A 21,379-nucleotide genomic window follows, 5' to 3' on the forward strand; every position below is an offset into this window, starting at 1 on the left:
GAACGTTTGTTTTTTACTACGTCGTAAAACAAATGAAAAAAGCAACATTTTCTCAACATTGCTCTTTCATTGTTAACCTTATTTAAAGTAGTTAATTCCCATAGCAGATTTCACTTGGTCAAGAGTTGTCGCAGCAACTTGGCGAGCTTTTTGGCTACCTGCTTCCAATATTGCATAGACCTGTCCCATATCCTGTGCAAACTCCAGACGGCGTTCACGGATTGGTCCTAATTCTCTCTCTAAAATGTCCAGCAAATAACGTTTAGTCTTCACATCGCCCAAACCACCACGTTGATAGTGCTCCTTCATAGCCTCAATCTCAGCCTTATCTTCTTCGCGCCCAAAAACGTCAAGATAGTGGAAAACCATGTTTCCTTCAATCTTACCTGGATCTTCAACACGGATGTGGTTGGGATCAGTGTACATGGACATGACTTTCTTTTTGAGTGTATCCATGTCATCTGCCAAGTAAATCCCATTTCCAAGTGACTTGGACATCTTGGCATTGCCGTCCAAACCTGGTAAGCGACCAGCTGCCTCATTTTCAGGATAGATACCTTCTGGCTCCACCAAAATATCCGTCTGATAAGCATGGTTAAAGCTACGAACGATTTCACGGGTCTGCTCAATCATCGGTTTCTGGTCATTTCCAACAGGGACAAAATTTGCCTTGAAGGCTGTGATGTCAGCCGCTTGAGACACAGGATAGACCAAGAAACCAGCTGGAATTCCTTCGCCAAATCCCTTCTGAGCAATCTCGGTTTTTACAGTTGGATTGCGTTCTAGACGTGCAACAGATACCAAGTTCATATAGTACATGGTCAACTCTGCCAATTCAGGAATTTGACTCTGGATGAAAATCGTTGTCTTAGCTGGATCAAGTCCTGCCGCTAGATAATCTAGTGCTACGTTTCCAACGGATTCAACAATCTTTTGCGGTTCCTTTGCATGATCTGTCAACGCTTGTTGGTCTGCTAAAAAGACAAAAAGTTCATGTTGACCTGCATCCTGTAATAAAACACGATTTTTCAACGAACCAACATAATGTCCAATATGTAATTTGCCTGTTGGACGGTCTCCTGTTAGGATAATCGTTTTCCCCATAAAATATTCTCCTTTTACATAATAAAAGCCCACGCACAGAAAACTGTGCGAGGGCGTCAAGGACACGGTGCCACCTCACTTATAAGCATTAAATAAGCTTACATCTTTTTGCACATAAGGCCTGCTAGCCGAATCCTTATTTATTCAGATTCTATTCACTCAGTCCATTCATAAGCGACTCTTGTTTGTTCCCACCAACCACAAACTCTCTAAAAATTATCCACTTACTACTCTTCTGATTGATTCCTATTATAACCGCAAAAAATTAGAAAGTCAAGCTGACAAAGCCTTGACGATACTGTCTAAATTAGGGATAATAGAAATTGCTTTTATAACACTAACCAAGGAGAATATATGAAAGAACGTATAAAGGACTTTATCTCTGTCACACTCGGATCAGTTGTCATGGCCATTGGATTTAACAGTTTTTTTCTAGAGAATAATATCGTATCTGGTGGGGTCGGAGGTTTAGCAATCGCACTCAATGCTCTTCTGGGGTGGAGTCCGTCTGACTTTGTCCTCTACTGTAACATCCCTTTATTAATCATCTGTTGGTTTTTCTTAGGAAAATCTGTATTTATCAAAACTGTCTATGGTGCTGTCATTTATCCTCTTTGCATCAAGTTGACAGCAGGTTTACCCAACTTGACAGAAAATCCTCTCCTAGCTGCTATTTTCGGTGGAATTATCCTAGGTTTTGGACTTGGGCTTGTTTTCCTTGGAAATTCTTCTACTGGTGGAACAGGTATTCTTATTCAATTTATTCACAAGTACACCCCTTTATCATTAGGTCTGACAATGGCTATTATTGATGGTATTATCGTTGGTCTTGGATTTATTGCCTTCGATACTGATACTGTTATGTACTCGATTATTGCCCTAATGACCATTACTTATATTGTCAACCGCATGATGTCTGGTACCCAATCTTCTCGAAATGTCATGATTATTTCTCAAAAATCAGAAGAAATTAAAGACTATATTACTAAAGTTGCTGATCGCGGTGTGACAGAACTTCCAATTATCGGTGGCTTTACAGGGGTTGACAAGCGCATGTTGATGACTACTATCTCTATTCCAGAAATGCAAAAACTGGAAACAGCTATATTAGAAATTGATGAAACTGCCTTTATGGTTGTTATGCCTGCGAGTCAGGTGCGCGGACGTGGCTTCAGTCTTCAAAAAGACTATAAACATTATGATGAAGATATCTTGATTCCAATGTAATTCATTGAAAATTCAAGTTCTTTCTAGTACAATAAAACTAACAGACAGAAATAGAGGAGAAACTATGCTTACAGTATCAGACGTATCGCTTCGCTTTAGCGACCGCAAATTATTTGACGATGTCAATATCAAATTTACAGCAGGAAATACCTACGGTTTGATTGGTGCAAACGGGGCCGGTAAATCTACATTTTTAAAAATTCTTGCTGGTGACATCGAGCCATCAACAGGTCATATTTCACTTGGACCAGACGAACGCCTTTCTGTACTACGTCAGAACCATTTCGACTATGAAGATGAGCGCGTGATTGACGTTGTTATCATGGGAAATGAGCAACTTTACAGCATCATGAAAGAGAAAGATGCCATTTACATGAAGGAAGATTTTTCTGATGAAGATGGGGTTCGTGCTGCTGAATTAGAAGGTGAGTTTGCTGAACTTGGTGGCTGGGAAGCTGAAAGTGAAGCCTCTCAATTGCTCCAAAACCTCAACATCTCAGAAGACCTCCACTACCAAAACATGAGCGAATTGACCAACGGTGAGAAGGTTAAGGTCCTATTGGCTAAGGCCCTCTTTGGTAAACCAGATGTTCTTCTTTTGGACGAGCCAACCAACGGTCTGGACATCCAATCCATCAACTGGCTCGAAGATTTCTTGATTGACTTTGAAAATACGGTTATCGTTGTATCCCACGACCGCCACTTCTTAAACAAAGTATGTACCCACATGGCCGACCTTGACTTCGGTAAAATCAAGATTTTCGTTGGTAACTACGACTTCTGGAAACAATCTAGTGAATTAGCAGCTAAACTACAAGCTGACCGTAATGCCAAAGCAGAAGAAAAAATCAAGGAATTACAAGAATTCGTTGCTCGTTTCTCTGCTAATGCCTCTAAGTCTAAGCAAGCTACTTCACGTAAGAAGATGTTGGATAAAATCGAGTTGGAGGAAATTATTCCTTCTAGCCGTAAGTATCCATTTATCAACTTCAAATCAGAACGTGAAATCGGTAATGACCTCTTAACAGTTGAAAACTTAAAAGTTGTCATCGATGGTGAAACGATTCTTGACAATATCAGCTTTATCCTGCGTCCAGGTGACAAAACTGCTCTTATTGGTCAAAACGACATCCAAACAACTGCTCTCATTCGTGCTCTTATGGGCGATATTGAATATGAAGGTACTGTCAAGTGGGGTGTCACTACTAGTCAATCCTACTTACCAAAAGACAATACTCGTGACTTCGATACAAACGAATCTATCCTTGATTGGCTCCGTCAATTTGCCAGCAAGGAAGAAGATGACAATACCTTCTTGCGCGGTTTCTTGGGACGTATGCTCTTCTCGGGTGATGAGGTTAACAAACCTGTAAACGTCTTGTCAGGGGGCGAAAAAGTGCGCGTGATGTTGTCAAAACTCATGCTCCTCAAGTCAAATGTCTTGGTCTTAGATGATCCAACCAACCACTTGGACTTGGAGTCAATTTCCAGTCTGAACGATGGTTTGAAAGCTTTTAAAGAGTCCATCATCTTTGCCAGCCACGACCACGAATTTATTCAAACTTTAGCAAACCATATCATCGTCATTTCTAAAAACGGTGTTATCGATCGAATCGATGAAACTTACGATGAATTTTTGGAAAATGCTGAAGTACAAGCTAAAGTACAAGAACTTTGGAAAGCATAATAAAAAGGCGATTTATTCGCCTTTTCTTTTAAATCTATGAAAAAAATATTTACAAAAACATCCATTTATTATCTCTTATCTTTCCTTATTCCGCTGACTATTATTTCTATCGTCTTAGCATTTCAAGGAATCTGGTGGGGAAGTGATACAACAATATTGGCCAGTGATGGCTTCCACCAGTATGTTATTTTTAATCAAACATTACGAAATACTTTACACGGAGACGGCTCTTTATTTTACACATTTTCAAGTGGTTTAGGACTCAATTTTTATGCTCTATCCTCCTATTACCTAGGTTCATTCCTATCTCCAATTGTATTTTTCTTTGATTTACAATCCATGCCTGACGCTATCTATCTTGTCACTATTGTCAAATTTGGATTGACTGGGTTGTCAACTTATTTCAGCCTAAAGGGTATCCATAAAACTTTGAAAGAAGAATGGGCACTATTACTCGCTACTAGTTTTTCTCTGATGAGTTTTAGTACAAGTCAATTAGAAATAAACAACTGGCTAGACGTTTTTATACTCCTCCCACTCGTTCTTCTTGGATTGCATCGATTATTAAAAAAACAGGGTCCGATTCTCTACTACATAACATTAACATGCTTGTTTATCCAAAACTATTACTTCGGTTATATGGTGGCTATTTTTCTAACATTATGGACATTGGTTCAATTATCATGGATAGATAGTCAGAGAATCAAAAGATTTATCAACTTTACAATAGTGTCAATTTTATCTGCTCTAAGTAGCATGTTCATGTTGTTACCAACCTACTTGGATTTAAAAACTCATGGTGAGACATTTACAAAAATTGTCAACCTAAAAACCGAAGACTCTTGGTATCTGGACTTCTTTGCAAAAAACTTAGTTGGTAGCTTTGATACAACAAAATTCGGTTCTATTCCCATGATCTCTGTTGGTCTCGTTCCATTAATACTCGCTTTATTATTCTTTACATTAAAAGAAATAAAACCAACTGTCAAACTCTTCTATGCTCTATTCTTTACATTCATTATTTCAAGTTTCTACCTACAACCACTCAATCTTTTTTGGCAAGGTATGCATGCGCCAAACATGTTCCTCTATCGTTATGCATGGGCTCTATCAATAACCGTTATCTATTTAGCAGCAGAGACATTGGTACGACTGCGTCAAGTAAGTATTAAAAATTTTACTCTGATTGTTTCATTTTTACTCATTTGCTTTGCTTCTACCTTTATTTTTAGAGATCATTATGAGTTTCTAATGGATGTAAATTTCCTACTCACACTAGAATTTCTAATAGCCTACTTCATTCTTTTTGTAGCAATGATTCACTATAAATCATCCTTAAAATGGACTAATATTGTTTTATTGTTCTTCACTTTCTTAGAACTTGGATTACATAGTCATTATCAGGTTCAGGGGATTTCTGATGAATGGCATTTCCCTAGCCGATCAAACTATGAAGAAAAATTGACAGATATTGACAGTATTGTAAAGTCTACAAAGACTACAACTGATTCATTTTATCGTATAGAACGTCTATTACCACAAACTGGCAATGATAGCATGAAATTCAATTACAACGGTATTTCTCAATTCTCCTCCATTCGAAATCGTGCTTCCAGCTCAGTACTAGATAAGCTCGGTTTCCGTTCAGACGGTACCAATTTGAATCTTCGTTATCAGAATAATACAATTATTGCTGATAGCCTATTCGGAATCAAATATAATTTAGCTACTACGGACCCAAATAAGTTTGGTTTCACACTGAATCAGAGTCAGTCTACTATTAATCTTTACGAAAATAGTTTTAATCTAGGGTTAGCACTATTGACTGAAGGGATTTACAGAGATGTCAATTTTACAAATCTGACTCTCGATAATCAAACAAATTTTCTTAATCAACTAACAGGGCTATCTCAAAAATACTACCACACTTTATCAGATGTTGTTTCACAAAATACAGTTGAACTGAACAATCGAATGACTGTCAACAAAGTTGACAATGAGGATGCTGCAAAGGCAACTTTCTTAGTAAATATACCTGCAAATAGCCAATTATACTTAAATTTGCCAAATTTAACATTCTCAAATGAGAATCAAAAAAAGGTTGTCATTACCGTCAATAATCAGTCAAGTGAGTTTACACTAGATAATGCTTTCTCTTTCTTCAATGTGGGGAACTTTACTACAGATGTACAAGTTCAAGTCGATGTATATTTTCCTGAAAATAATCAAGTTTCTTTTGATAAACCACAATTTTATCGATTGGACTTATTAGCTTTCCAACAGGCTATTTCCATTCTCCAAAAAAAACAAGTAGTAACAAAAACTGATGGTAATAAAGTAACCGTTGATTTTGTAACCGATAAAGAAGCCTCGCTCCTCCTTACTTTACCCTATGATAAAGGATGGAATGCAACCATTGATGGTAAACCTATCAAAATCCAAAAAGCGCAAGAGGGTTTTATGAAAGTGGATGTAAGTCCAGGTCAAACTAAACTAGTTTTAACCTTTATACCAAATGGTTTCTATCTAGGTTTACTGATTTCTTTTGGTGCAGTTTTTGTATTTTTCTCCTATCAATTCATTAGATACTATTATTCTAAAAACCGAGAATCCTAAACTTTCTCGGTTTTTTTCTTGTAAAAAACAAAAAACCTTGATTTCTCAAGGTTTCCTATGCTTTATCTACTCCGCCAACAGGGCTCGAACCTGTGACATCATGATTAACAGTCATGCGCTCTACCAACTGAGCTATGGCGGAAGAAATAGTCCGTACGGGATTCGAACCCGTGTTACCGCCGTGAAAAGGCGGTGTCTTAACCCCTTGACCAACGGACCATTTTTAGAACAATAACTAGTATAATACATGTGACTTTGTTTGTCAATACATTTTTTGATTTTTTATTGTATTGACAGAGTGCCTTGTTTAATGTAAAATAAAATAGTTAAGGTTCCATAGCTCAGCTGGATAGAGCATTCGCCTTCTAAGCGAACGGTCGCAGGTTCGAATCCTGCTGGAATCATTCAGATCTACCTCGAGTAGGTCTTTTTTCTTGCCATAATTCATAATTAATATATAAAACTGGTAAAATAAGACCAATAAGGGCATATTCTTCAAATTGGAAGGAGAGGTGAGTAGATATGATAACACCTAGCATAAACCCTATAATGGTCAATAAAATGTTTCTACCTGTTTTTCTAAGTTCTAAATCTTTTTCAATAACTCCTTTAAACCAGAGATAAGCAACATTTTTGACATTCCCTGTCATCATCACATTGGCATACGGAGCACCTCGTAACCTTCTAAATGTTTCTACTTGAATAGAGGCTACGAAGGCTAGACTAGCAATTGTAAAAGACGCAGGCATAATAGGTGAGATAATGATAGTTAGTAAGATAAGAACTAACATCATTACACTACTACCAAAGTGCCAAGACCATGTTTGTTTTTCAAAATACCTTCTTGCTAAGTAGGTAAAAAATTGTCCGAATACAAAAAATAAAATGGGAATAGAAAAATTAACTGCCTGCGCAAAGTCACCTTTAGCTAAAAAATAAGCTAGGGAAATAACATTTCCAGATTGTACACCAGCAAAGCGACCACCCTGAGTCACAAAAGTAAAGGCATTTAAATAACCACTGATAAACGTTAATGAACAAGCAATTCTCAATCCCTCAAAAACACGATAATCTTTTTGATTCATTTTCACTCCTTGTTTCACGTGAAACTACTTATGATATGGGCTTCCCTGCTGAATCATAAATGCACGATAAATCTGCTCGATGAGAACTAATTTCATTAGTTGATGGGGAAGTGTCAACTGTCCAAAACTCATCAACAAATTAGCTCTTTTTTTAATACAAGAATCGAGACCCAAACTACCACCGATGATAAAAGTTATATCTGAATACCCATTTACTGCAATATCAGATAGCTTTTGACTAAATTCTTCCGATGGAAATTGTTTCCCTTCTATCGCTAAGGCAATGACAAAATCTCGCTCTCCAATTTTAGACATAATTCTATCGGCTTCTTTTTTTAATATTTGTTCATTCTCTGCTTGACTGGCTTTATCTGGTGTTTTTTCATCAGGAAGCTCAATCATATCCAACTTAGTGAATCGTCCCAATCGTTTACTATATTCTGCAATACCTTCTTTGAGGTACTTTTCTTTCAATTTTCCAACGGTAATCAATTTTATTTTCATAAAATAATTGTAACATATCCACAAGCATACGACAGAAAATATTTTTAGAAAATCAGGATATGGCTACAGTTTTTCACATAATTCACAGAGTTATCCACAGATTGTGGATTGATTTTTGAAAACTTTAAGTTATAATTAAGAAAGAAATAGTACTCTTAAGGAAAATTAAAGAAATGGAAAGGATTCCTTATATGAAAAAATATTTGAAATTTGCGATTTTATTTGTAATTGGATTTTTTGGGGGTCTTATCGGGGCCTTATCAGCCTCTTTCTTCCAGCCACAGGTTCAACAAACAAATTCTGCTATCACTAGTGTCAGCAATGTTCAATATAATAATGAAACTTCCACCACAAAAGCTGTAGAGAAAGTACAAAATGCTGTTGTGTCTGTTATTAATTACCAAAAATCAGCCAACAATAGTCTTGGTGCTATCTTTGGAAATATTGAATCATCTGACGAACTAGCCGTTGCTGGGGAGGGATCTGGTGTTATCTACAAAAAAGATGGTCAATATGCCTATATTGTGACAAATACGCATGTTATTAATAACGCAGAAAAGATTGATATCCTTTTAGCATCTGGAGAAAAAATTAGCGGTGAACTTGTTGGTTCCGATACATATTCTGATATAGCTGTTATAAAAATATCAGCAGATAAAGTCACTGCTGTTGCTGAATTTGCTGATTCCGATACAATTAAAGTTGGAGAAACTGCTATCGCAATTGGTAGTCCTCTAGGCAGCGTCTACGCCAATACAGTTACCCAGGGTATTATTTCTAGCTTAAGTCGGACAGTTACTTCACAATCAAAAGATGGACAAACAATCTCAACCAACGCTATTCAAACTGATACAGCTATCAACCCTGGAAACTCTGGCGGACCGTTAATCAATACCCAAGGACAAGTGATAGGCATTACCTCTAGCAAAATTACCTCAAGTTCTGCAAATAGCTCAGGCGTGGCTGTAGAAGGGTTGGGATTTGCTATTCCTGCAAATGATGCCGTAGCTATTATCAATCAGCTTGAAAAAACTGGACAAGTTAGCCGACCTGCTCTTGGAGTTCATATGGTTAACTTGACGACCTTGTCAACTAGTCAATTAGAAAAAGCTGGATTATCAAATACGGAATTAACATCCGGTGTCGTAATTGTCTCTACACAAAGTGGACTACCTGCAGATGGAAAATTAGAAACTTTTGATGTTATTACTGAGATTGACGGAGAAGCTATTCAAAATAAGAGTGACCTCCAGAGCGCTCTCTACAAACATCAAATTGGAGATACAATCACTGTAACTTATTACCGCAATAATCAGAAACAAACTGTTGACATTAAGTTGACACATTCTACAGAAGAACTTAGCGAATAATTGACAAATGAGACTTTACACAATTGTAAAGTCTCATTTTTTTTGCTAGAATAAGGATATATGGAAGAATTACGTACACTAAATATTTCAGAAATCCATCCCAATCCCTATCAGCCAAGAATTCATTTTGATGAAAAGGAGCTACTTGAGCTCGCTCAATCTATTAAGGAAAATGGCTTAATTCAACCGATTATTGTAAGAAAATCTTCTATTATCGGATACGAATTATTAGCTGGAGAAAGAAGGTTGCGAGCCAGTCAATTAGCTGGACTGACTACAATACCAGCAGTGGTAAAAGAACTGACTGATGATGATTTACTCTATCAGGCTATCATAGAGAATCTGCAGCGTTCTAACTTAAATCCGATAGAAGAAGCAGCCTCTTATCAAAAATTGATTAGTAGAGGGTTAACACATGATGAAGTTGCTCAAATCATGGGAAAATCAAGACCATATATCAGTAATTTATTGCGCCTACTAAATCTATCATATCAGACTAAACAAGCTGTAGAAGAAGGAAAAATTTCACAAGGGCACGCGCGACAATTGGTGTCATTTTCAGAAGAAAAGCAAGCCGAATGGGTTCAACTCATTTTATCAAAGGATTTAAGTGTGCGTACGCTTGAAAAATTAATAGCTGCAAATAAGAAAAAACACACCAAGCTTAAACAACGCGACCAATTTTTAAAAGAACAGGAAGATTCACTCAGTAAAACTCTTGGAACAGCTACAAAAATTATCAAGAAGAAAAACGGAAGCGGAGAAATTCGAATTAGCTTTAATGACTTCGATGAATTCGAAAGAATTATCAACAATTTTAAATAGACTTGTTTACAATTTATTTTTATAAACACTCTTTTCCACACTAAAATCATTACAAAAAGTCAGGACCAGCAAAGGTTCTGACTTTTATTCACATCTTGTGGAAAACTTTTCTTAACAGTGTGGATTTTAAAAATTATCTGTGGAAAACTTTTGTTTTTTATGGTACACTATTCTAACGAATATAATGTGAAAGGGGGAAAATATGAACCAAGAACAACTTTTTTGGCAACGATTTATTGAATTAGCAAAAGTAAATTTTAAGCCATCTATTTATGATTTTTATGTCGCTGATGCAAAATTACTTGGAATCAACCAGCAAGTTGCCAATATTTTCTTAAATCGTCCATTTAAAAAAGATTTTTGGGAAAAAAACTTCGAAGAGTTAATGATTGCCGCTAGTTTTGAAATCTACGGAGAACCTCTTGCCATCCAATATCAATTTACAGAAGATGAACAGGAAATTAAGAACATTACAAACGCAAGAAGTTCAGTGTTTCACCAGGTACAGACACCTGGGCCGGCTACTCCTCAAGAAACTTTTCAACCGGTTCATTCTGATATAAAATCCCAGTACACCTTTGCTAATTTTGTACAAGGAGACAATAATCACTGGGCAAAGGCTGCAGCTTTAGCTGTATCTGATAACCTAGGTGAGCTCTACAATCCATTATTCATTTTTGGTGGTCCTGGTCTTGGAAAAACTCATATTTTAAATGCGATTGGAAATAAGGTTCTAGCCGATAATCCCCAGGCAAGGATAAAATATGTCTCATCGGAAACATTCATCAATGAATTTTTAGAACACCTCCGTCTCAATGATATGGAAAGTTTCAAAAAAACCTATCGCAATCTGGACTTACTTCTAATTGATGACATTCAGTCTCTCCGTAATAAAGCAACAACACAGGAAGAATTTTTCCATACTTTTAATGCGCTTCATGAAAAAAATAAGCAGATTGTACTCACAAGCGACCGTAATCCCGATCACTTAGATAATTTGGAAGAAAGACTAGTAACACGTTTCAAATGGGGGTTAACCAGTGAAATCACTCCACCTGATTTTGAAACACGTATCGCAATTTTACGTAACAAGTGCGAGAACCTGCCTTATAACTTTACAAATGAGACGCTATCCTATCTAGCTGGGCAATTTGATTCGAACGTACGTGACCTTGAAGGTGCCTTAAAAGATATCCATTTGATAGCCACTATGCGGCAACTGTCTGAGATAAGTGTCGAGGTTGCTGCTGAGGCTATTCGATCAAGAAAACAAACAAATCCACAAAACATGGTTATTCCTATTGAGAAAATCCAAACCGAAGTGGGAAATTTCTACGGTGTCAGCTTGAAAGAATTAAAAGGTTCTAAGCGTGTTCAACATATCGTTCACGCGCGACAAGTTGCTATGTTTTTAGCACGTGAAATGACAGACAATTCCCTTCCAAAAATTGGGAAAGAATTTGGTAATCGAGACCATACAACCGTTATGCATGCATACAATAAAATAAAAACTCTCCTCTTGGATGATGAGAATTTAGAAATAGAGATTACCAGTATAAAAAATAAACTTCGTTAACCTGTGTATAACTTTTTAAAAAACTTCTGTTTTTTCCACAAGTTGTGAACAAGTTAATTTCCGCAGTTTTATTGGTCTTTCATCACTTTTCCACAGAATACACAGAGACTACTATTACTATTAACCTTATAGATAATAAATAAAGGAGAATCCATGATTCAATTTTCTATTAATAAAAATATATTTCTACAAGCACTTAGTATTACTAAACGGGCAATCAGTACAAAAAATGCTATTCCAATTCTTTCAACAGTAAAAATTACAGTAACTAGTGAAGGAATCACTTTAACTGGTTCAAATGGACAAATCTCGATTGAACATTTTATTTCTATTCAAGATGAAAATGCAGGACTTTTGATCAGTTCTCCAGGTTCCATTCTCTTAGAAGCTGGTTTCTTTATTAATGTCGTATCCAGCATGCCGGATTTGGTCCTTGACTTCAATGAAATTGAACAAAAGCAAATCGTTTTGACAAGTGGTAAGTCTGAAATCACATTAAAGGGAAAAGAAGCAGAACAGTATCCTCGTTTACAGGAAGTTCCAACTTCAAAACCATTGGTGTTAGAAACCAAAGTATTAAAACAAACAATTAATGAAACAGCATTTGCAGCTTCTACACAAGAAAGTCGTCCTATTCTTACGGGTGTTCATTTTGTTTTAACGGAAAATAAAAATCTAAAAACTGTTGCAACAGATTCACACCGTATGAGCCAACGGAAATTGGTCCTTGATACATCTGGTGATGATTTTAATGTTGTCATTCCAAGTCGTTCTCTCCGTGAATTTACTGCAGTTTTTACAGATGATATTGAAACAGTAGAAGTCTTCTTTTCAAATAATCAAATCCTTTTTAGAAGCGAGCATATTAGCTTCTATACACGCTTATTAGAAGGTACCTACCCTGATACCGACCGCTTAATTCCAACTGAGTTTAAAACAACTGCAATTTTTGATACTGCAAATCTTCGTCACTCGATGGAGCGTGCTCGTCTTCTTTCAAATGCAACCCAAAATGGTACAGTAAAACTAGAAATTGCTAATAATGTTGTATCGGCTCATGTAAATTCTCCAGAAGTTGGACGTGTGAATGAGGAATTAGATACTGTAGAAGTATCAGGTGAAGACTTAGTAATCAGCTTTAATCCAACTTACTTGATAGAGGCATTGAAAGCCACAACTAGTGAACAAGTGAAAATTAGCTTTATCTCTTCTGTCCGTCCATTTACATTGATTCCAAATAATGAAGGTGAAGATTTTATTCAATTGGTTACACCAGTTCGTACCAACTAAATAATATTAAGAACGGCTAAACTAGCCGTTTTTATGTTATACTAAAAAATAGCAACTAGCTTATTTTTATATATTTAGTGATGGGGAATAAATGACGTTATATATATTAGCTAATCCTAATGCTGGTAGCCATACTGCTGAACATATCATATTCAAAATAAAAGAAAGTTATCCACAGCTTGCAGTTAACATTTTTATGACAGTTGGGCCTGAGGATAAAAAAAGTCAAATAGAGGCTATTTTAAAGGAGTTTGTCATTAGTGAAGACCAATTAATGATTTTAGGCGGAGACGGCACATTATCTAAAGCTTTGCGTTTTTGGCCAGCTAGTCTACCGTTTGCTTATTATCCAACAGGATCTGGAAATGATTTTGCAAAAGCAATGAATATAACATCGCTCTATAGAAGTGTAGATGCCATTTTAGAGGGAAAAACAAGTCGGATATATGTTTTAAACAGTTCATACGGAACGGTTGTAAACAGTATGGATTTTGGCTTTGCAGCTCAAGTTATCAATGGTTCAACAAATTCAATTTTGAAAAAAATTCTGAACAAGGTAAAACTTGGGAGGTTAACTTATCTATTCTTTGGTATTAAAACATTATTTTCAAAACAAGCTATAAACTTAGAATTAACTCTTGATGAAAAATCTTATCAGTTAGATAATCTCTTTTTTATTTCTGTAGCAAATAGTCTTTATTTTGGTGGAGGAATCATGATATGGCCAACAGCAAGTGCTAAAAAGAAGGAAGTAGATATTGTTTACTTCAAAAATGGAAATTTCTACCAACGTCTACAATCATTGTTAGTCTTATTAACGAAGAGGCATGAATCTTCTCATACAATTCAGCATTTAACAGGGGTAGATGTAGTTTTAAAATCAAAAGAAAAATTATTATTGCAAATAGATGGAGAGATATGTACTGCAAATGAGGTAACGTTAACCTATCAGGAAAGAAGTATGTATCTTTAAGGAGGAAGTATGTATCAATTAGGATCCTTTGTCGAAATGAAGAAGCCTCATGCCTGTGTCATCAAATCGACCGGCAAGAAGGCCAATAAATGGGAGGTTATCCGTCTAGGCGCGGATATTAAAATTCGCTGTAGCAACTGTGACCATGTAGTCATGATGAGCCGGCATGATTTTGAACGAAAAATGCAACAAGTGCTGCCTAGTGAAACCTAGTTGACAGTTTGCAACTGCTGGTTGCGAATTTTTCCTAAAAAGTGCTAGTCAACTGTTCCTTTCTAAACTATAATAGACTTAGAAAAAAGAGGAGGAAATGATCATGAATCAGTTAGCACAGCAAATTCGAGTTTTACGCACAGCCAATAACTTATCCCAAGATGAGTTGGCAGAGAAACTCTATATTTCCCGTCAGGCTGTTTCCAAGTGGGAAAATGGTGAAGCAACGCCAGATATTGACAAACTGGTCCAGCTGGCAGAAATTTTTGGTGTCAGTCTGGATTATCTGGTTTTAGGAAAAGAACCTGAGAAGGAAGTTGTGGTGGAACAACGAGGAAAAATGAATGTTTGGGAATACTTGAACGAAGAATCCAAACGACCTCTTACAAGAGGAGATGTTGTCGTTCTCATTTTTCTTGCAGTTATGCTTTTAGGTGGATTATTTATTCAGCATTATTTTTAACGAAGCTTGCTAATCGGCAAGCTTTTTCTCTACTTTTCTGCTATAATAGTCATGATTGAATTTTTAATTGGAGAGTAAAAAACATGGCTTTAACAGCAGGAATCGTCGGTTTACCAAACGTTGGTAAATCAACCCTATTTAACGCAATTACAAAGGCAGGAGCTGAGGCTGCCAACTACCCTTTCGCGACCATTGATCCAAACGTCGGTATGGTAGAAGTGCCTGATGAGCGTTTGCAGAAGTTGACAGAACTCATCACTCCTAAAAAGACAGTGCCAACGACCTTTGAATTTACCGATATTGCTGGTATCGTAAAAGGTGCCTCTAAAGGTGAAGGGCTTGGAAATAAATTCTTGGCCAATATCCGCGAAGTTGACGCCATTGTCCATGTTGTGCGTGCCTTTGACGATGAAAATGTCATGCGTGAACAAGGCCGTGAAGATGCCTTTGTTGATCCTATCGCAGACATTGATACCATTAACTTGGAATTGATTTTGGCGGACCTAGAGAGCATCAACAAACGTTATGCGCGTGTAGAAAAAATGGCCCGTACGCAAAAAGACAAGGATTCTGTCGCAGAATTTGCAGTCCTTGAAAAAATCAAACCTGTCCTAGAAGACGGAAAATCTGCTCGTACAGTTGACTTCACAGATGAAGAACAAAAAATCGTTAAGCAACTCTTCCTCTTGACCACCAAGCCAGTCCTCTATGTTGCCAACGTCGATGAAGACAAGGTAGCAGATCCTGAGTCTATCAGTTATGTTCAGCAAATCCGTGACTTTGCAGCAACAGAAAATGCAGAAGTGGTGGTGATTTCTGCGCGTGCAGAAGAGGAAATTTCAGAACTAGATGATGAAGACAAGGGTGAGTTTTTGGAAGCCCTCGGCTTGACAGAATCTGGCGTGGACAAATTAACACGTGCAGCCTATCACTTGCTTGGTCTAGGCACCTACTTTACAGCAGGAGAGAAGGAAGTTCGTGCTTGGACCTTCAAACGTGGTATGAAAGCCCCTCAATGTGCTGGCATCATCCACTCAGACTTCGAAAAAGGCTTTATCCGTGCCGTTACCATGTCCTATGATGATTTGATTCAATATGGCTCTGAGAAGGCTGTTAAGGAAGCAGGACGCCTCCGTGAAGAAGGAAAAGAATATGTCGTTCAAGACGGAGACATCATGGAGTTTCGCTTTAATGTTTAAAGGAGATATATGATGTCTGAATTTACACCATTTTTCTTGACGGAACACGGCGACTCTACTTCGCTTTGTCTGGAGGTTGGTAGTTATTTACAGGATTTGTTTGATAGCAGAGCTGATGAGGGTTTTGAAGGAAATGGCTATGATTGGGAAAGCCTAGCTCGTGTTTTTCTAGAAGAAAAAAGACCAGACTTATCTGAGGAGATTGACTTTGATTCCGAGGGAAGTATGTTCTGTGCTTACTCAACGAATTCAGCTGTTTTGAAAGAATTTGCCTTAACATTCAAACAAGCGTGTGATAACTCAGAGTTAATTGCGGACCTTTTCAGTAGGGCAGAATTAGACTAACAAAGTGGTTGGAAAGTATTTTCCAGCCTTTTGGTATTTAAGGAGAAAAAATGACACGATTGATTATAGGCCTAGGAAATCCTGGGGATCGCTATTTTGAAACCAAGCACAATGTCGGCTTTATGTTGCTAGATAAGATTGCCAAGCGTGAAAATGTAACTTTTAGTCACGATAAGATTTTCCAAGCAGACATTGCCACAACCTTTATTGACGGTGAAAAAATCTATCTAGTAAAGCCAACGACCTTCATGAACGAATCAGGTAAGGCTGTCCATGCCCTGATGACCTATTATGGTCTAGATGAGACAGATATTTTGGTGGCTTACGATGACTTGGACATGGCTGTTGGGAAAATCCGTTTTCGTCAAAAGGGTTCAGCTGGTGGCCACAATGGGATTAAATCCATTGTCAAGCACATTGGAACACAAGAATTTGACCGTATTAAGATAGGTATTGGTCGTCCAAAAGGAAAGATGAGCGTTGTCAACCACGTCTTATCTGGATTTGATACAGAAGACCGTATTGAAATCGACTTAGCACTAGATAAACTTGACAAGGCTGTCAACTTTTATCTGGAAGAGGACGATTTTGATAGCATCATGAGAAAGTTTAACGGATAATGAATATACTAGATCTTCTTCACAAAAATAAGCAAATCAATCAGTGGCAGTCTGGCTTAAACAAGTCAACTCGTCAACTATTATTAGGACTCACTGGAACCAGTAAGTCATTAGTCATGGCGACTGCCTATGATTGTTTGGCTGAAAAGATTATGATTGTGACTGCTACTCAAAATGATGCTGAGAAATTAGTTGCAGATTTAACAGCCATCGTTGGAAGTGAGAATGTTTACAACTTTTTTACAGATGATAGTCTTATTGCCGAGTTTGTTTTTGCATCAAAAGAACGGACTCAATCAAGGATTGATAGTTTAAATTTCTTGACAGATTCTACCAGTTCAGGAATTTTAGTTGCTAGTATGGCTGCTTGTCGGGTCTTATTGCCGAGTCCTGAAGCTTATAAAGGTTCTAAAATAAATCTTGAAGTTGGTCAAGAAATAGAAGTTGACAATCTTGTAAAGAAACTTGTCAATATAGGTTATAAAAAAGTTTCTCGTGTTTTAACACAAGGGGAATTTAGCCAACGTGGGGATATTCTAGATATTTTTGATATGCAAGCAGAGGCTCCCTATCGTTTAGAATTCTTTGGAGATGAAATTGATGGCATCCGTATTTTTGATGTAGATAGTCAAAAGTCTTTAGAGAATCTCGAACAAATCAGTTTGTCACCAGCATCAGATATTATTTTATCGTCTACTGACTATGAGCGGGCTAGTCAGAAAATCCAAATCTCTATTGACCAATCTAGAAGTGGGGAGCAGCAGTCTTATTTACGAGAAGTCGTGGCAGATATGCAAACGGAATATCGTCATCCCGATTTACGGAAATTTCTATCATTTTTATATGAACAATCTTGGACATTGTTGGATTATTTGCCAAAGGGTTCTCCCTTATTTTTAGATGATTTTCATAAAATTGCTGACAAGCAGGCTCAATTTGAAAAAGAATCAGCAGAGTTATTGACAGATGATTTACAAAAGGGAAAATCAGTGTCAAGTTTGCACTATTTTGCATCTACCTATTCGGAGTTAAGAAAATACAAACCTGCCACTTTCTTTTCAAGTTTTCAAAAAGGTTTAGGTAATGTAAAGTTTGATGCTCTCTATCAATTCACACAGTATCCTATGCAGGAATTTTTCCACCAGATTCCACTGTTAAAAGATGAATTGACTCGGTATGCGAAGTCAAACAATACCGTTGTTATTCAAGCGAGTTCTGATGTAAGTTTACAGACTTTACAGAAAACTTTACAAGAGTATGATATCCATCTTCCAGTACATGCAGCAGATAAGTTAGTAGAAGGTCAGCAACAGGTTACGATTGGTCAGTTAGCTTCAGGTTTTCATTTGATGGATGAGAAACTAGTTTTCATCACTGAAAAAGAGATTTTCAATAAGAAAATGAAGCGTAAGACACGTAGAACCAATATTTCTAACGCTGAACGTATTAAGGACTATAGTGAATTAGCAGTTGGTGACTATGTTGTTCACCATGTTCATGGTATCGGTCAATACTTAGGAATTGAGACTATTGAAATTTCAGGCATTCATCGTGATTATTTAACGGTTCAATATCAAAACTCCGATCGCATTTCTATTCCTGTAGAACAAATTGATCTTCTCTCCAAATACTTAGCGTCTGGTGGGAAAGCTCCAAAAGTTAATAAACTAAACGATGGTCGGTTCCAACGAACCAAGCAAAAAGTTCAGAAGCAAGTGGAGGATATTGCAGATGATTTGATTAAGCTTTATGCGGAGCGTAGTCAGCTGAAAGGCTTTGCCTTTTCACCAGATGATGAGAATCAGATTGAGTTTGACAACTACTTTACACATGTGGAAACCGACGACCAACTTCGATCCATTGATGAAATCAAACAAGATATGGAAAAAGACTCTCCAATGGATCGTTTGCTGGTAGGGGATGTCGGCTTTGGTAAGACAGAGGTAGCTATGCGCGCTGCTTTCAAAGCTGTCAATGATGGCAAGCAAGTAGCTATTCTTGTTCCTACGACTGTTTTAGCCCAGCAACACTACGCTAATTTCCAAGAACGGTTTGCAGAATTTCCTGTTAATGTTGATGTTATGAGTCGTTTTAAAACAAAGGCAGAGCAGGAAAAAACACTTGAGAAGTTGAAAAAAGGCCAAGTTGACATCTTGATTGGTACCCATCGCCTTCTATCAAAAGATGTTGTTTTTGCTGATTTAGGTTTACTGGTTATTGACGAAGAGCAACGGTTTGGTGTCAAGCATAAGGAACGCTTGAAGGAACTGAAAAAGAAAATAGATGTCCTAACCCTAACTGCAACTCCGATTCCTCGGACATTGCAAATGTCCATGTTGGGAATCCGTGACTTATCAGTAATTGAGACTCCACCGACAAATCGCTATCCTGTACAAACTTATGTGATGGAAACAAATCCTTCCGTTATCCGAGATGCAATGCTTCGTGAGATAGATCGCGGAGGTCAGGTTTACTATCTTTACAATAAAGTTGACACCATTGAACAGAAAGTATCTGAATTAAAAGAATTGGTTCCAGAAGCTACTATAGGATACGTCCATGGACAAATGTCGGAGATCCAATTAGAAAATACTCTCTATGCCTTTGTAGAGGGGGAGTATGATATTCTAGTGACCACAACAATCATCGAAACAGGTGTTGATATTCCAAATGCTAATACACTGTTTATTGAAAATGCAGACCATATGGGACTGTCAACTCTCTATCAACTTCGAGGACGTGTTGGCCGTTCCAGTCGGATTGCCTATGCCTATCTCATGTACCGTCCAGACAAGTCCTTGACAGAAGTAGCAGAAAAACGATTGGAAGCAATCAAGGGCTTTACAGAACTAGGATCAGGTTTCAAGATTGCCATGCAAGATTTGTCCATTCGTGGAGCTGGAAATATTTTAGGCGCTGCCCAGTCAGGATTTATTGATTCTGTAGGGTATGAACTGTATTCACAATTGCTGGAGCAAGCCATCTTGGAAAAACAAGGTAAGGCAGCCCAACGTCAGAAAAGCAACACTGAGGTCAACCTACAGATTGACGCCTATCTACCAAGTGACTACATTGCTGATCAACGTCAAAAAATTGAAATTTACAAGCGTATAAAGAATATTGACAGTCGTGTAAACTATCAAGAATTACAAGAAGAATTGATAGACCGTTTTGGTGAATATCCCGATGTTGTTGCCTACTTACTGGAAATCGGTCTTCTGAAGTCGTATCTTGACCAAGTTTTCTGTCATACAGTTCTTAGACGACAACATCAAGTGACAGTAACATTCGAACCTATGGCTGGTCAAATTTTCCTAACGCAAGATTACTTTGAAGCTTTATCTGTGACAAATTTGAAAGCTCAGATAACGGAAAATAAAGGAAAACTAGCTGTTGTGTTTAACATTCAACAGAAAAAAGAATATGAGATATTAGAGGAATTGATTTCTTTTGCCGAAAAATTAAAAGAAATTAAAGCAAGGAAGGCAGAATAAATTTCTCAAATACCTTGAAAAATGGTAAAATAGTGAACTGAGGTAAAGTATGAGACTAGATAAATATTTGAAAGTATCCCGCATTATCAAGCGTCGAACAGTTGCGAAGGAAGTTGCCGATAAAGGACGAATAAAAGTCAATGGGATTTTGGCGAAATCTTCAACAGATTTAAAAGTAAATGATCAGGTTGAAATCCAATTTGGTAATAAAGTACTCACTGTAAAAGTACTTGAAATGAAAGATTCGACTAAAAAAGAAGACGCACTGAAAATGTATGAAATTATCAGTGAAAAAAGGATAGAAAAAGATGAAGAAATCTAAAATTCTACAACTGAATAATGCCTTTATTCAGTCGGAGCGTAAAAAAACTCAGCATCAATTGGCAGAACGCCAACAAAAAAATCGTTTTATGGGTGCAATTCTCATTCTAGTTATCTTTCTTTTTATGTTGCCTGCCTACAATCTTGTTGGGACATACACTAATATTCAGCAGCAGGAAAAGAAACTTGCTGAATTGGAAAAAAATTACGAAGAACTGACCAAAGAACAGAAGCAGGAAGCAGAGATGGTTGCAAAATTGAAAAATGAGGAATATGCAGCAAAGTATGTTCGGGCTAAGTATCAATACTCTAAAGAAGGGGAATTTGTCTACAATATTCCAGGGTTACCAAAATGACCGAATCTATTTTTAAAATTGTAGAGCAATTTTTACAGCATTCTGATGAAAAATTAGAAGAGTTGAATCAAAAGAATAGAGAATTAAAGTTAGAAGAAAATCAATCGTAGA

The 21,379-nt window shown here is 37.1% G+C and carries 20 protein-coding genes, 3 tRNA genes and 1 other annotated feature; of the genes, 18 read left to right on the forward strand and 5 right to left on the reverse strand.

The window, feature by feature from the left end; all coding sequences use genetic code 11:
* Positions 1-78 precede the first annotated feature (78 nt).
* The gene (trpS, locus tag ODU45_RS04490) at positions 79-1,104 is read right to left on the reverse strand and encodes a tryptophan--tRNA ligase (RefSeq protein WP_398580840.1); all 1,026 of its coding nucleotides are present in this window, start codon (positions 1,102-1,104) and stop codon (positions 79-81) included.
* Positions 1,105-1,150: 46 nt separating this feature from the next.
* Positions 1,151-1,357 (reverse strand) — a binding site (T-box leader).
* Positions 1,358-1,458: 101 nt separating this feature from the next.
* Here trpS and ODU45_RS04495 point away from each other — a divergent pair.
* From ODU45_RS04495 to ODU45_RS04505, 3 genes are all read left to right on the forward strand, one after another.
* Positions 1,459-2,331: a YitT family protein gene (locus ODU45_RS04495; protein WP_105256913.1), complete on the forward strand. Its 873-nt coding sequence runs from the start codon at positions 1,459-1,461 to the stop codon at positions 2,329-2,331.
* Between the two features lie 64 nt (positions 2,332-2,395).
* Positions 2,396-4,018, forward strand: a complete 1,623-nt coding sequence (locus ODU45_RS04500; protein WP_012775415.1) for an ABC-F family ATP-binding cassette domain-containing protein — start codon at positions 2,396-2,398, stop codon at positions 4,016-4,018.
* A 36-nt stretch (positions 4,019-4,054) separates the two neighbouring features.
* Positions 4,055-6,634: a YfhO family protein gene (locus tag ODU45_RS04505; protein ID WP_398580841.1), complete on the forward strand. Its 2,580-nt coding sequence runs from the start codon at positions 4,055-4,057 to the stop codon at positions 6,632-6,634.
* A 69-nt stretch (positions 6,635-6,703) separates the two neighbouring features.
* Here the strand turns inward: ODU45_RS04505 and ODU45_RS04510 are convergent.
* Positions 6,704-6,776 (reverse strand) — tRNA-Asn (locus tag ODU45_RS04510).
* Positions 6,777-6,781: 5 nt separating this feature from the next.
* Positions 6,782-6,853 (reverse strand) — tRNA-Glu (locus ODU45_RS04515).
* Positions 6,854-6,964: 111 nt separating this feature from the next.
* Between ODU45_RS04515 and ODU45_RS04520 the strand changes: the two genes are divergently transcribed.
* Positions 6,965-7,038, forward strand: a tRNA-Arg gene (locus ODU45_RS04520).
* On the opposite strand, the gene ODU45_RS04525 is transcribed toward ODU45_RS04520, so the two are convergent.
* Positions 7,036-7,719 (reverse strand): YoaK family protein, encoded by a 684-nt coding sequence (locus ODU45_RS04525; RefSeq protein ID WP_398580842.1) that lies wholly within the window; start codon positions 7,717-7,719, stop codon positions 7,036-7,038. The genes ODU45_RS04520 and ODU45_RS04525 overlap by 3 nt on opposite strands.
* Before the next feature lie 24 nt (positions 7,720-7,743).
* On the reverse strand, positions 7,744-8,223 hold the full coding sequence (gene rlmH, locus ODU45_RS04530; RefSeq protein WP_004194528.1) for a 23S rRNA (pseudouridine(1915)-N(3))-methyltransferase RlmH: 480 nt from the start codon (positions 8,221-8,223) through the stop codon (positions 7,744-7,746).
* Positions 8,224-8,396: 173 nt separating this feature from the next.
* On the opposite strand from rlmH, the gene ODU45_RS04535 reads away from it, so the two are divergent.
* The 14 genes from ODU45_RS04535 to ODU45_RS04600 all read left to right on the forward strand — a co-directional run bounded on the left by ODU45_RS04535 (position 8,397) and on the right by ODU45_RS04600 (position 21,378).
* Positions 8,397-9,593 (forward strand): S1C family serine protease, encoded by a 1,197-nt coding sequence (locus ODU45_RS04535; RefSeq protein ID WP_398580843.1) that lies wholly within the window; start codon positions 8,397-8,399, stop codon positions 9,591-9,593.
* Positions 9,594-9,653: 60 nt separating this feature from the next.
* Positions 9,654-10,418, forward strand: coding sequence for a ParB/RepB/Spo0J family partition protein (locus ODU45_RS04540; protein ID WP_398580844.1), 765 nt, complete (start codon positions 9,654-9,656; stop codon positions 10,416-10,418).
* 202 nt (positions 10,419-10,620) lie between these two features.
* Entirely contained in the window at positions 10,621-11,994 is a 1,374-nt protein-coding gene (gene dnaA, locus ODU45_RS04545; protein WP_248026336.1) for a chromosomal replication initiator protein DnaA, read from the forward strand.
* A 153-nt stretch (positions 11,995-12,147) separates the two neighbouring features.
* Positions 12,148-13,284, forward strand: a complete 1,137-nt coding sequence (gene dnaN, locus ODU45_RS04550) for a DNA polymerase III subunit beta (RefSeq protein WP_004194538.1) — start codon at positions 12,148-12,150, stop codon at positions 13,282-13,284.
* 91 nt (positions 13,285-13,375) lie between these two features.
* Positions 13,376-14,257 (forward strand): diacylglycerol/lipid kinase family protein, encoded by an 882-nt coding sequence (locus tag ODU45_RS04555; RefSeq protein ID WP_398580845.1) that lies wholly within the window; start codon positions 13,376-13,378, stop codon positions 14,255-14,257.
* 9 nt (positions 14,258-14,266) lie between these two features.
* Positions 14,267-14,470, forward strand: coding sequence for a DUF951 domain-containing protein (locus ODU45_RS04560; protein WP_024394586.1), 204 nt, complete (start codon positions 14,267-14,269; stop codon positions 14,468-14,470).
* A 103-nt stretch (positions 14,471-14,573) separates the two neighbouring features.
* Complete coding sequence (locus ODU45_RS04565; protein WP_136671724.1) at positions 14,574-14,933, forward strand: helix-turn-helix domain-containing protein; 360 nt, start codon at positions 14,574-14,576, stop codon at positions 14,931-14,933.
* A gap of 83 nt (positions 14,934-15,016) precedes the next feature.
* Complete coding sequence (gene ychF / locus ODU45_RS04570; RefSeq protein WP_014637241.1) at positions 15,017-16,132, forward strand: redox-regulated ATPase YchF; 1,116 nt, start codon at positions 15,017-15,019, stop codon at positions 16,130-16,132.
* A 12-nt stretch (positions 16,133-16,144) separates the two neighbouring features.
* The gene (locus ODU45_RS04575; protein ID WP_228477851.1) at positions 16,145-16,477 is read left to right on the forward strand and encodes an immunity 51 family protein; all 333 of its coding nucleotides are present in this window, start codon (positions 16,145-16,147) and stop codon (positions 16,475-16,477) included.
* A 50-nt stretch (positions 16,478-16,527) separates the two neighbouring features.
* Entirely contained in the window at positions 16,528-17,097 is a 570-nt protein-coding gene (pth, locus tag ODU45_RS04580; protein WP_024384311.1) for an aminoacyl-tRNA hydrolase, read from the forward strand.
* The gene (mfd, locus tag ODU45_RS04585; protein ID WP_398580846.1) at positions 17,097-20,591 is read left to right on the forward strand and encodes a transcription-repair coupling factor; all 3,495 of its coding nucleotides are present in this window, start codon (positions 17,097-17,099) and stop codon (positions 20,589-20,591) included. The genes pth and mfd overlap by 1 nt, the downstream gene beginning before the upstream one ends.
* Positions 20,592-20,640: 49 nt before the next feature.
* Positions 20,641-20,913: an RNA-binding S4 domain-containing protein gene (locus tag ODU45_RS04590; protein ID WP_398580847.1), complete on the forward strand. Its 273-nt coding sequence runs from the start codon at positions 20,641-20,643 to the stop codon at positions 20,911-20,913.
* Positions 20,900-21,268: a septum formation initiator family protein gene (locus tag ODU45_RS04595; RefSeq protein WP_004194327.1), complete on the forward strand. Its 369-nt coding sequence runs from the start codon at positions 20,900-20,902 to the stop codon at positions 21,266-21,268. The genes ODU45_RS04590 and ODU45_RS04595 overlap by 14 nt, the downstream gene beginning before the upstream one ends.
* Positions 21,265-21,378, forward strand: coding sequence for an SP_0009 family protein (locus ODU45_RS04600; protein WP_032501539.1), 114 nt, complete (start codon positions 21,265-21,267; stop codon positions 21,376-21,378). Before ODU45_RS04595 ends, ODU45_RS04600 begins: the two co-directional genes overlap by 4 nt.
* The last annotated feature ends 1 nt before the right edge of the window (position 21,379 follow it).

Origin of the sequence: Streptococcus sp. 2022WUSS135 (genome assembly GCF_044427045.1) — a bacterium.
GTDB classification, from domain to species: Bacteria; Bacillota; Bacilli; order Lactobacillales; family Streptococcaceae; genus Streptococcus; species Streptococcus hashimotonensis.

Excerpts from the sequence above, each read along its gene's own strand:
- ODU45_RS04590 (WP_398580847.1), top strand. The coding sequence starts at position 20,641 with ATGAGACTAGATAAATATTTGAAAGTATCCCGCATTATCAAGCGTCGA.
- rlmH (WP_004194528.1), bottom strand. The coding sequence starts at position 8,223 with ATGAAAATAAAATTGATTACCGTTGGAAAATTGAAAGAAAAGTACCTC.
- dnaA (WP_248026336.1), top strand. The coding sequence starts at position 10,621 with ATGAACCAAGAACAACTTTTTTGGCAACGATTTATTGAATTAGCAAAA.
- trpS (WP_398580840.1), bottom strand. The coding sequence starts at position 1,104 with ATGGGGAAAACGATTATCCTAACAGGAGACCGTCCAACAGGCAAATTA.
- pth (WP_024384311.1), top strand. The coding sequence starts at position 16,528 with ATGACACGATTGATTATAGGCCTAGGAAATCCTGGGGATCGCTATTTT.
- ODU45_RS04535 (WP_398580843.1), top strand. The coding sequence starts at position 8,397 with ATGGAAAGGATTCCTTATATGAAAAAATATTTGAAATTTGCGATTTTA.
- ODU45_RS04600 (WP_032501539.1), top strand. The coding sequence starts at position 21,265 with ATGACCGAATCTATTTTTAAAATTGTAGAGCAATTTTTACAGCATTCT.
- ODU45_RS04560 (WP_024394586.1), top strand. The coding sequence starts at position 14,267 with ATGTATCAATTAGGATCCTTTGTCGAAATGAAGAAGCCTCATGCCTGT.
- ODU45_RS04495 (WP_105256913.1), top strand. The coding sequence starts at position 1,459 with ATGAAAGAACGTATAAAGGACTTTATCTCTGTCACACTCGGATCAGTT.
- dnaN (WP_004194538.1), top strand. The coding sequence starts at position 12,148 with ATGATTCAATTTTCTATTAATAAAAATATATTTCTACAAGCACTTAGT.
- ODU45_RS04565 (WP_136671724.1), top strand. The coding sequence starts at position 14,574 with ATGAATCAGTTAGCACAGCAAATTCGAGTTTTACGCACAGCCAATAAC.
- ODU45_RS04540 (WP_398580844.1), top strand. The coding sequence starts at position 9,654 with ATGGAAGAATTACGTACACTAAATATTTCAGAAATCCATCCCAATCCC.
- ODU45_RS04500 (WP_012775415.1), top strand. The coding sequence starts at position 2,396 with ATGCTTACAGTATCAGACGTATCGCTTCGCTTTAGCGACCGCAAATTA.
- ODU45_RS04505 (WP_398580841.1), top strand. The coding sequence starts at position 4,055 with ATGAAAAAAATATTTACAAAAACATCCATTTATTATCTCTTATCTTTC.
- ODU45_RS04525 (WP_398580842.1), bottom strand. The coding sequence starts at position 7,719 with ATGAATCAAAAAGATTATCGTGTTTTTGAGGGATTGAGAATTGCTTGT.
- ODU45_RS04595 (WP_004194327.1), top strand. The coding sequence starts at position 20,900 with ATGAAGAAATCTAAAATTCTACAACTGAATAATGCCTTTATTCAGTCG.
- ychF (WP_014637241.1), top strand. The coding sequence starts at position 15,017 with ATGGCTTTAACAGCAGGAATCGTCGGTTTACCAAACGTTGGTAAATCA.
- ODU45_RS04575 (WP_228477851.1), top strand. The coding sequence starts at position 16,145 with ATGTCTGAATTTACACCATTTTTCTTGACGGAACACGGCGACTCTACT.
- mfd (WP_398580846.1), top strand. The coding sequence starts at position 17,097 with ATGAATATACTAGATCTTCTTCACAAAAATAAGCAAATCAATCAGTGG.
- ODU45_RS04555 (WP_398580845.1), top strand. The coding sequence starts at position 13,376 with ATGACGTTATATATATTAGCTAATCCTAATGCTGGTAGCCATACTGCT.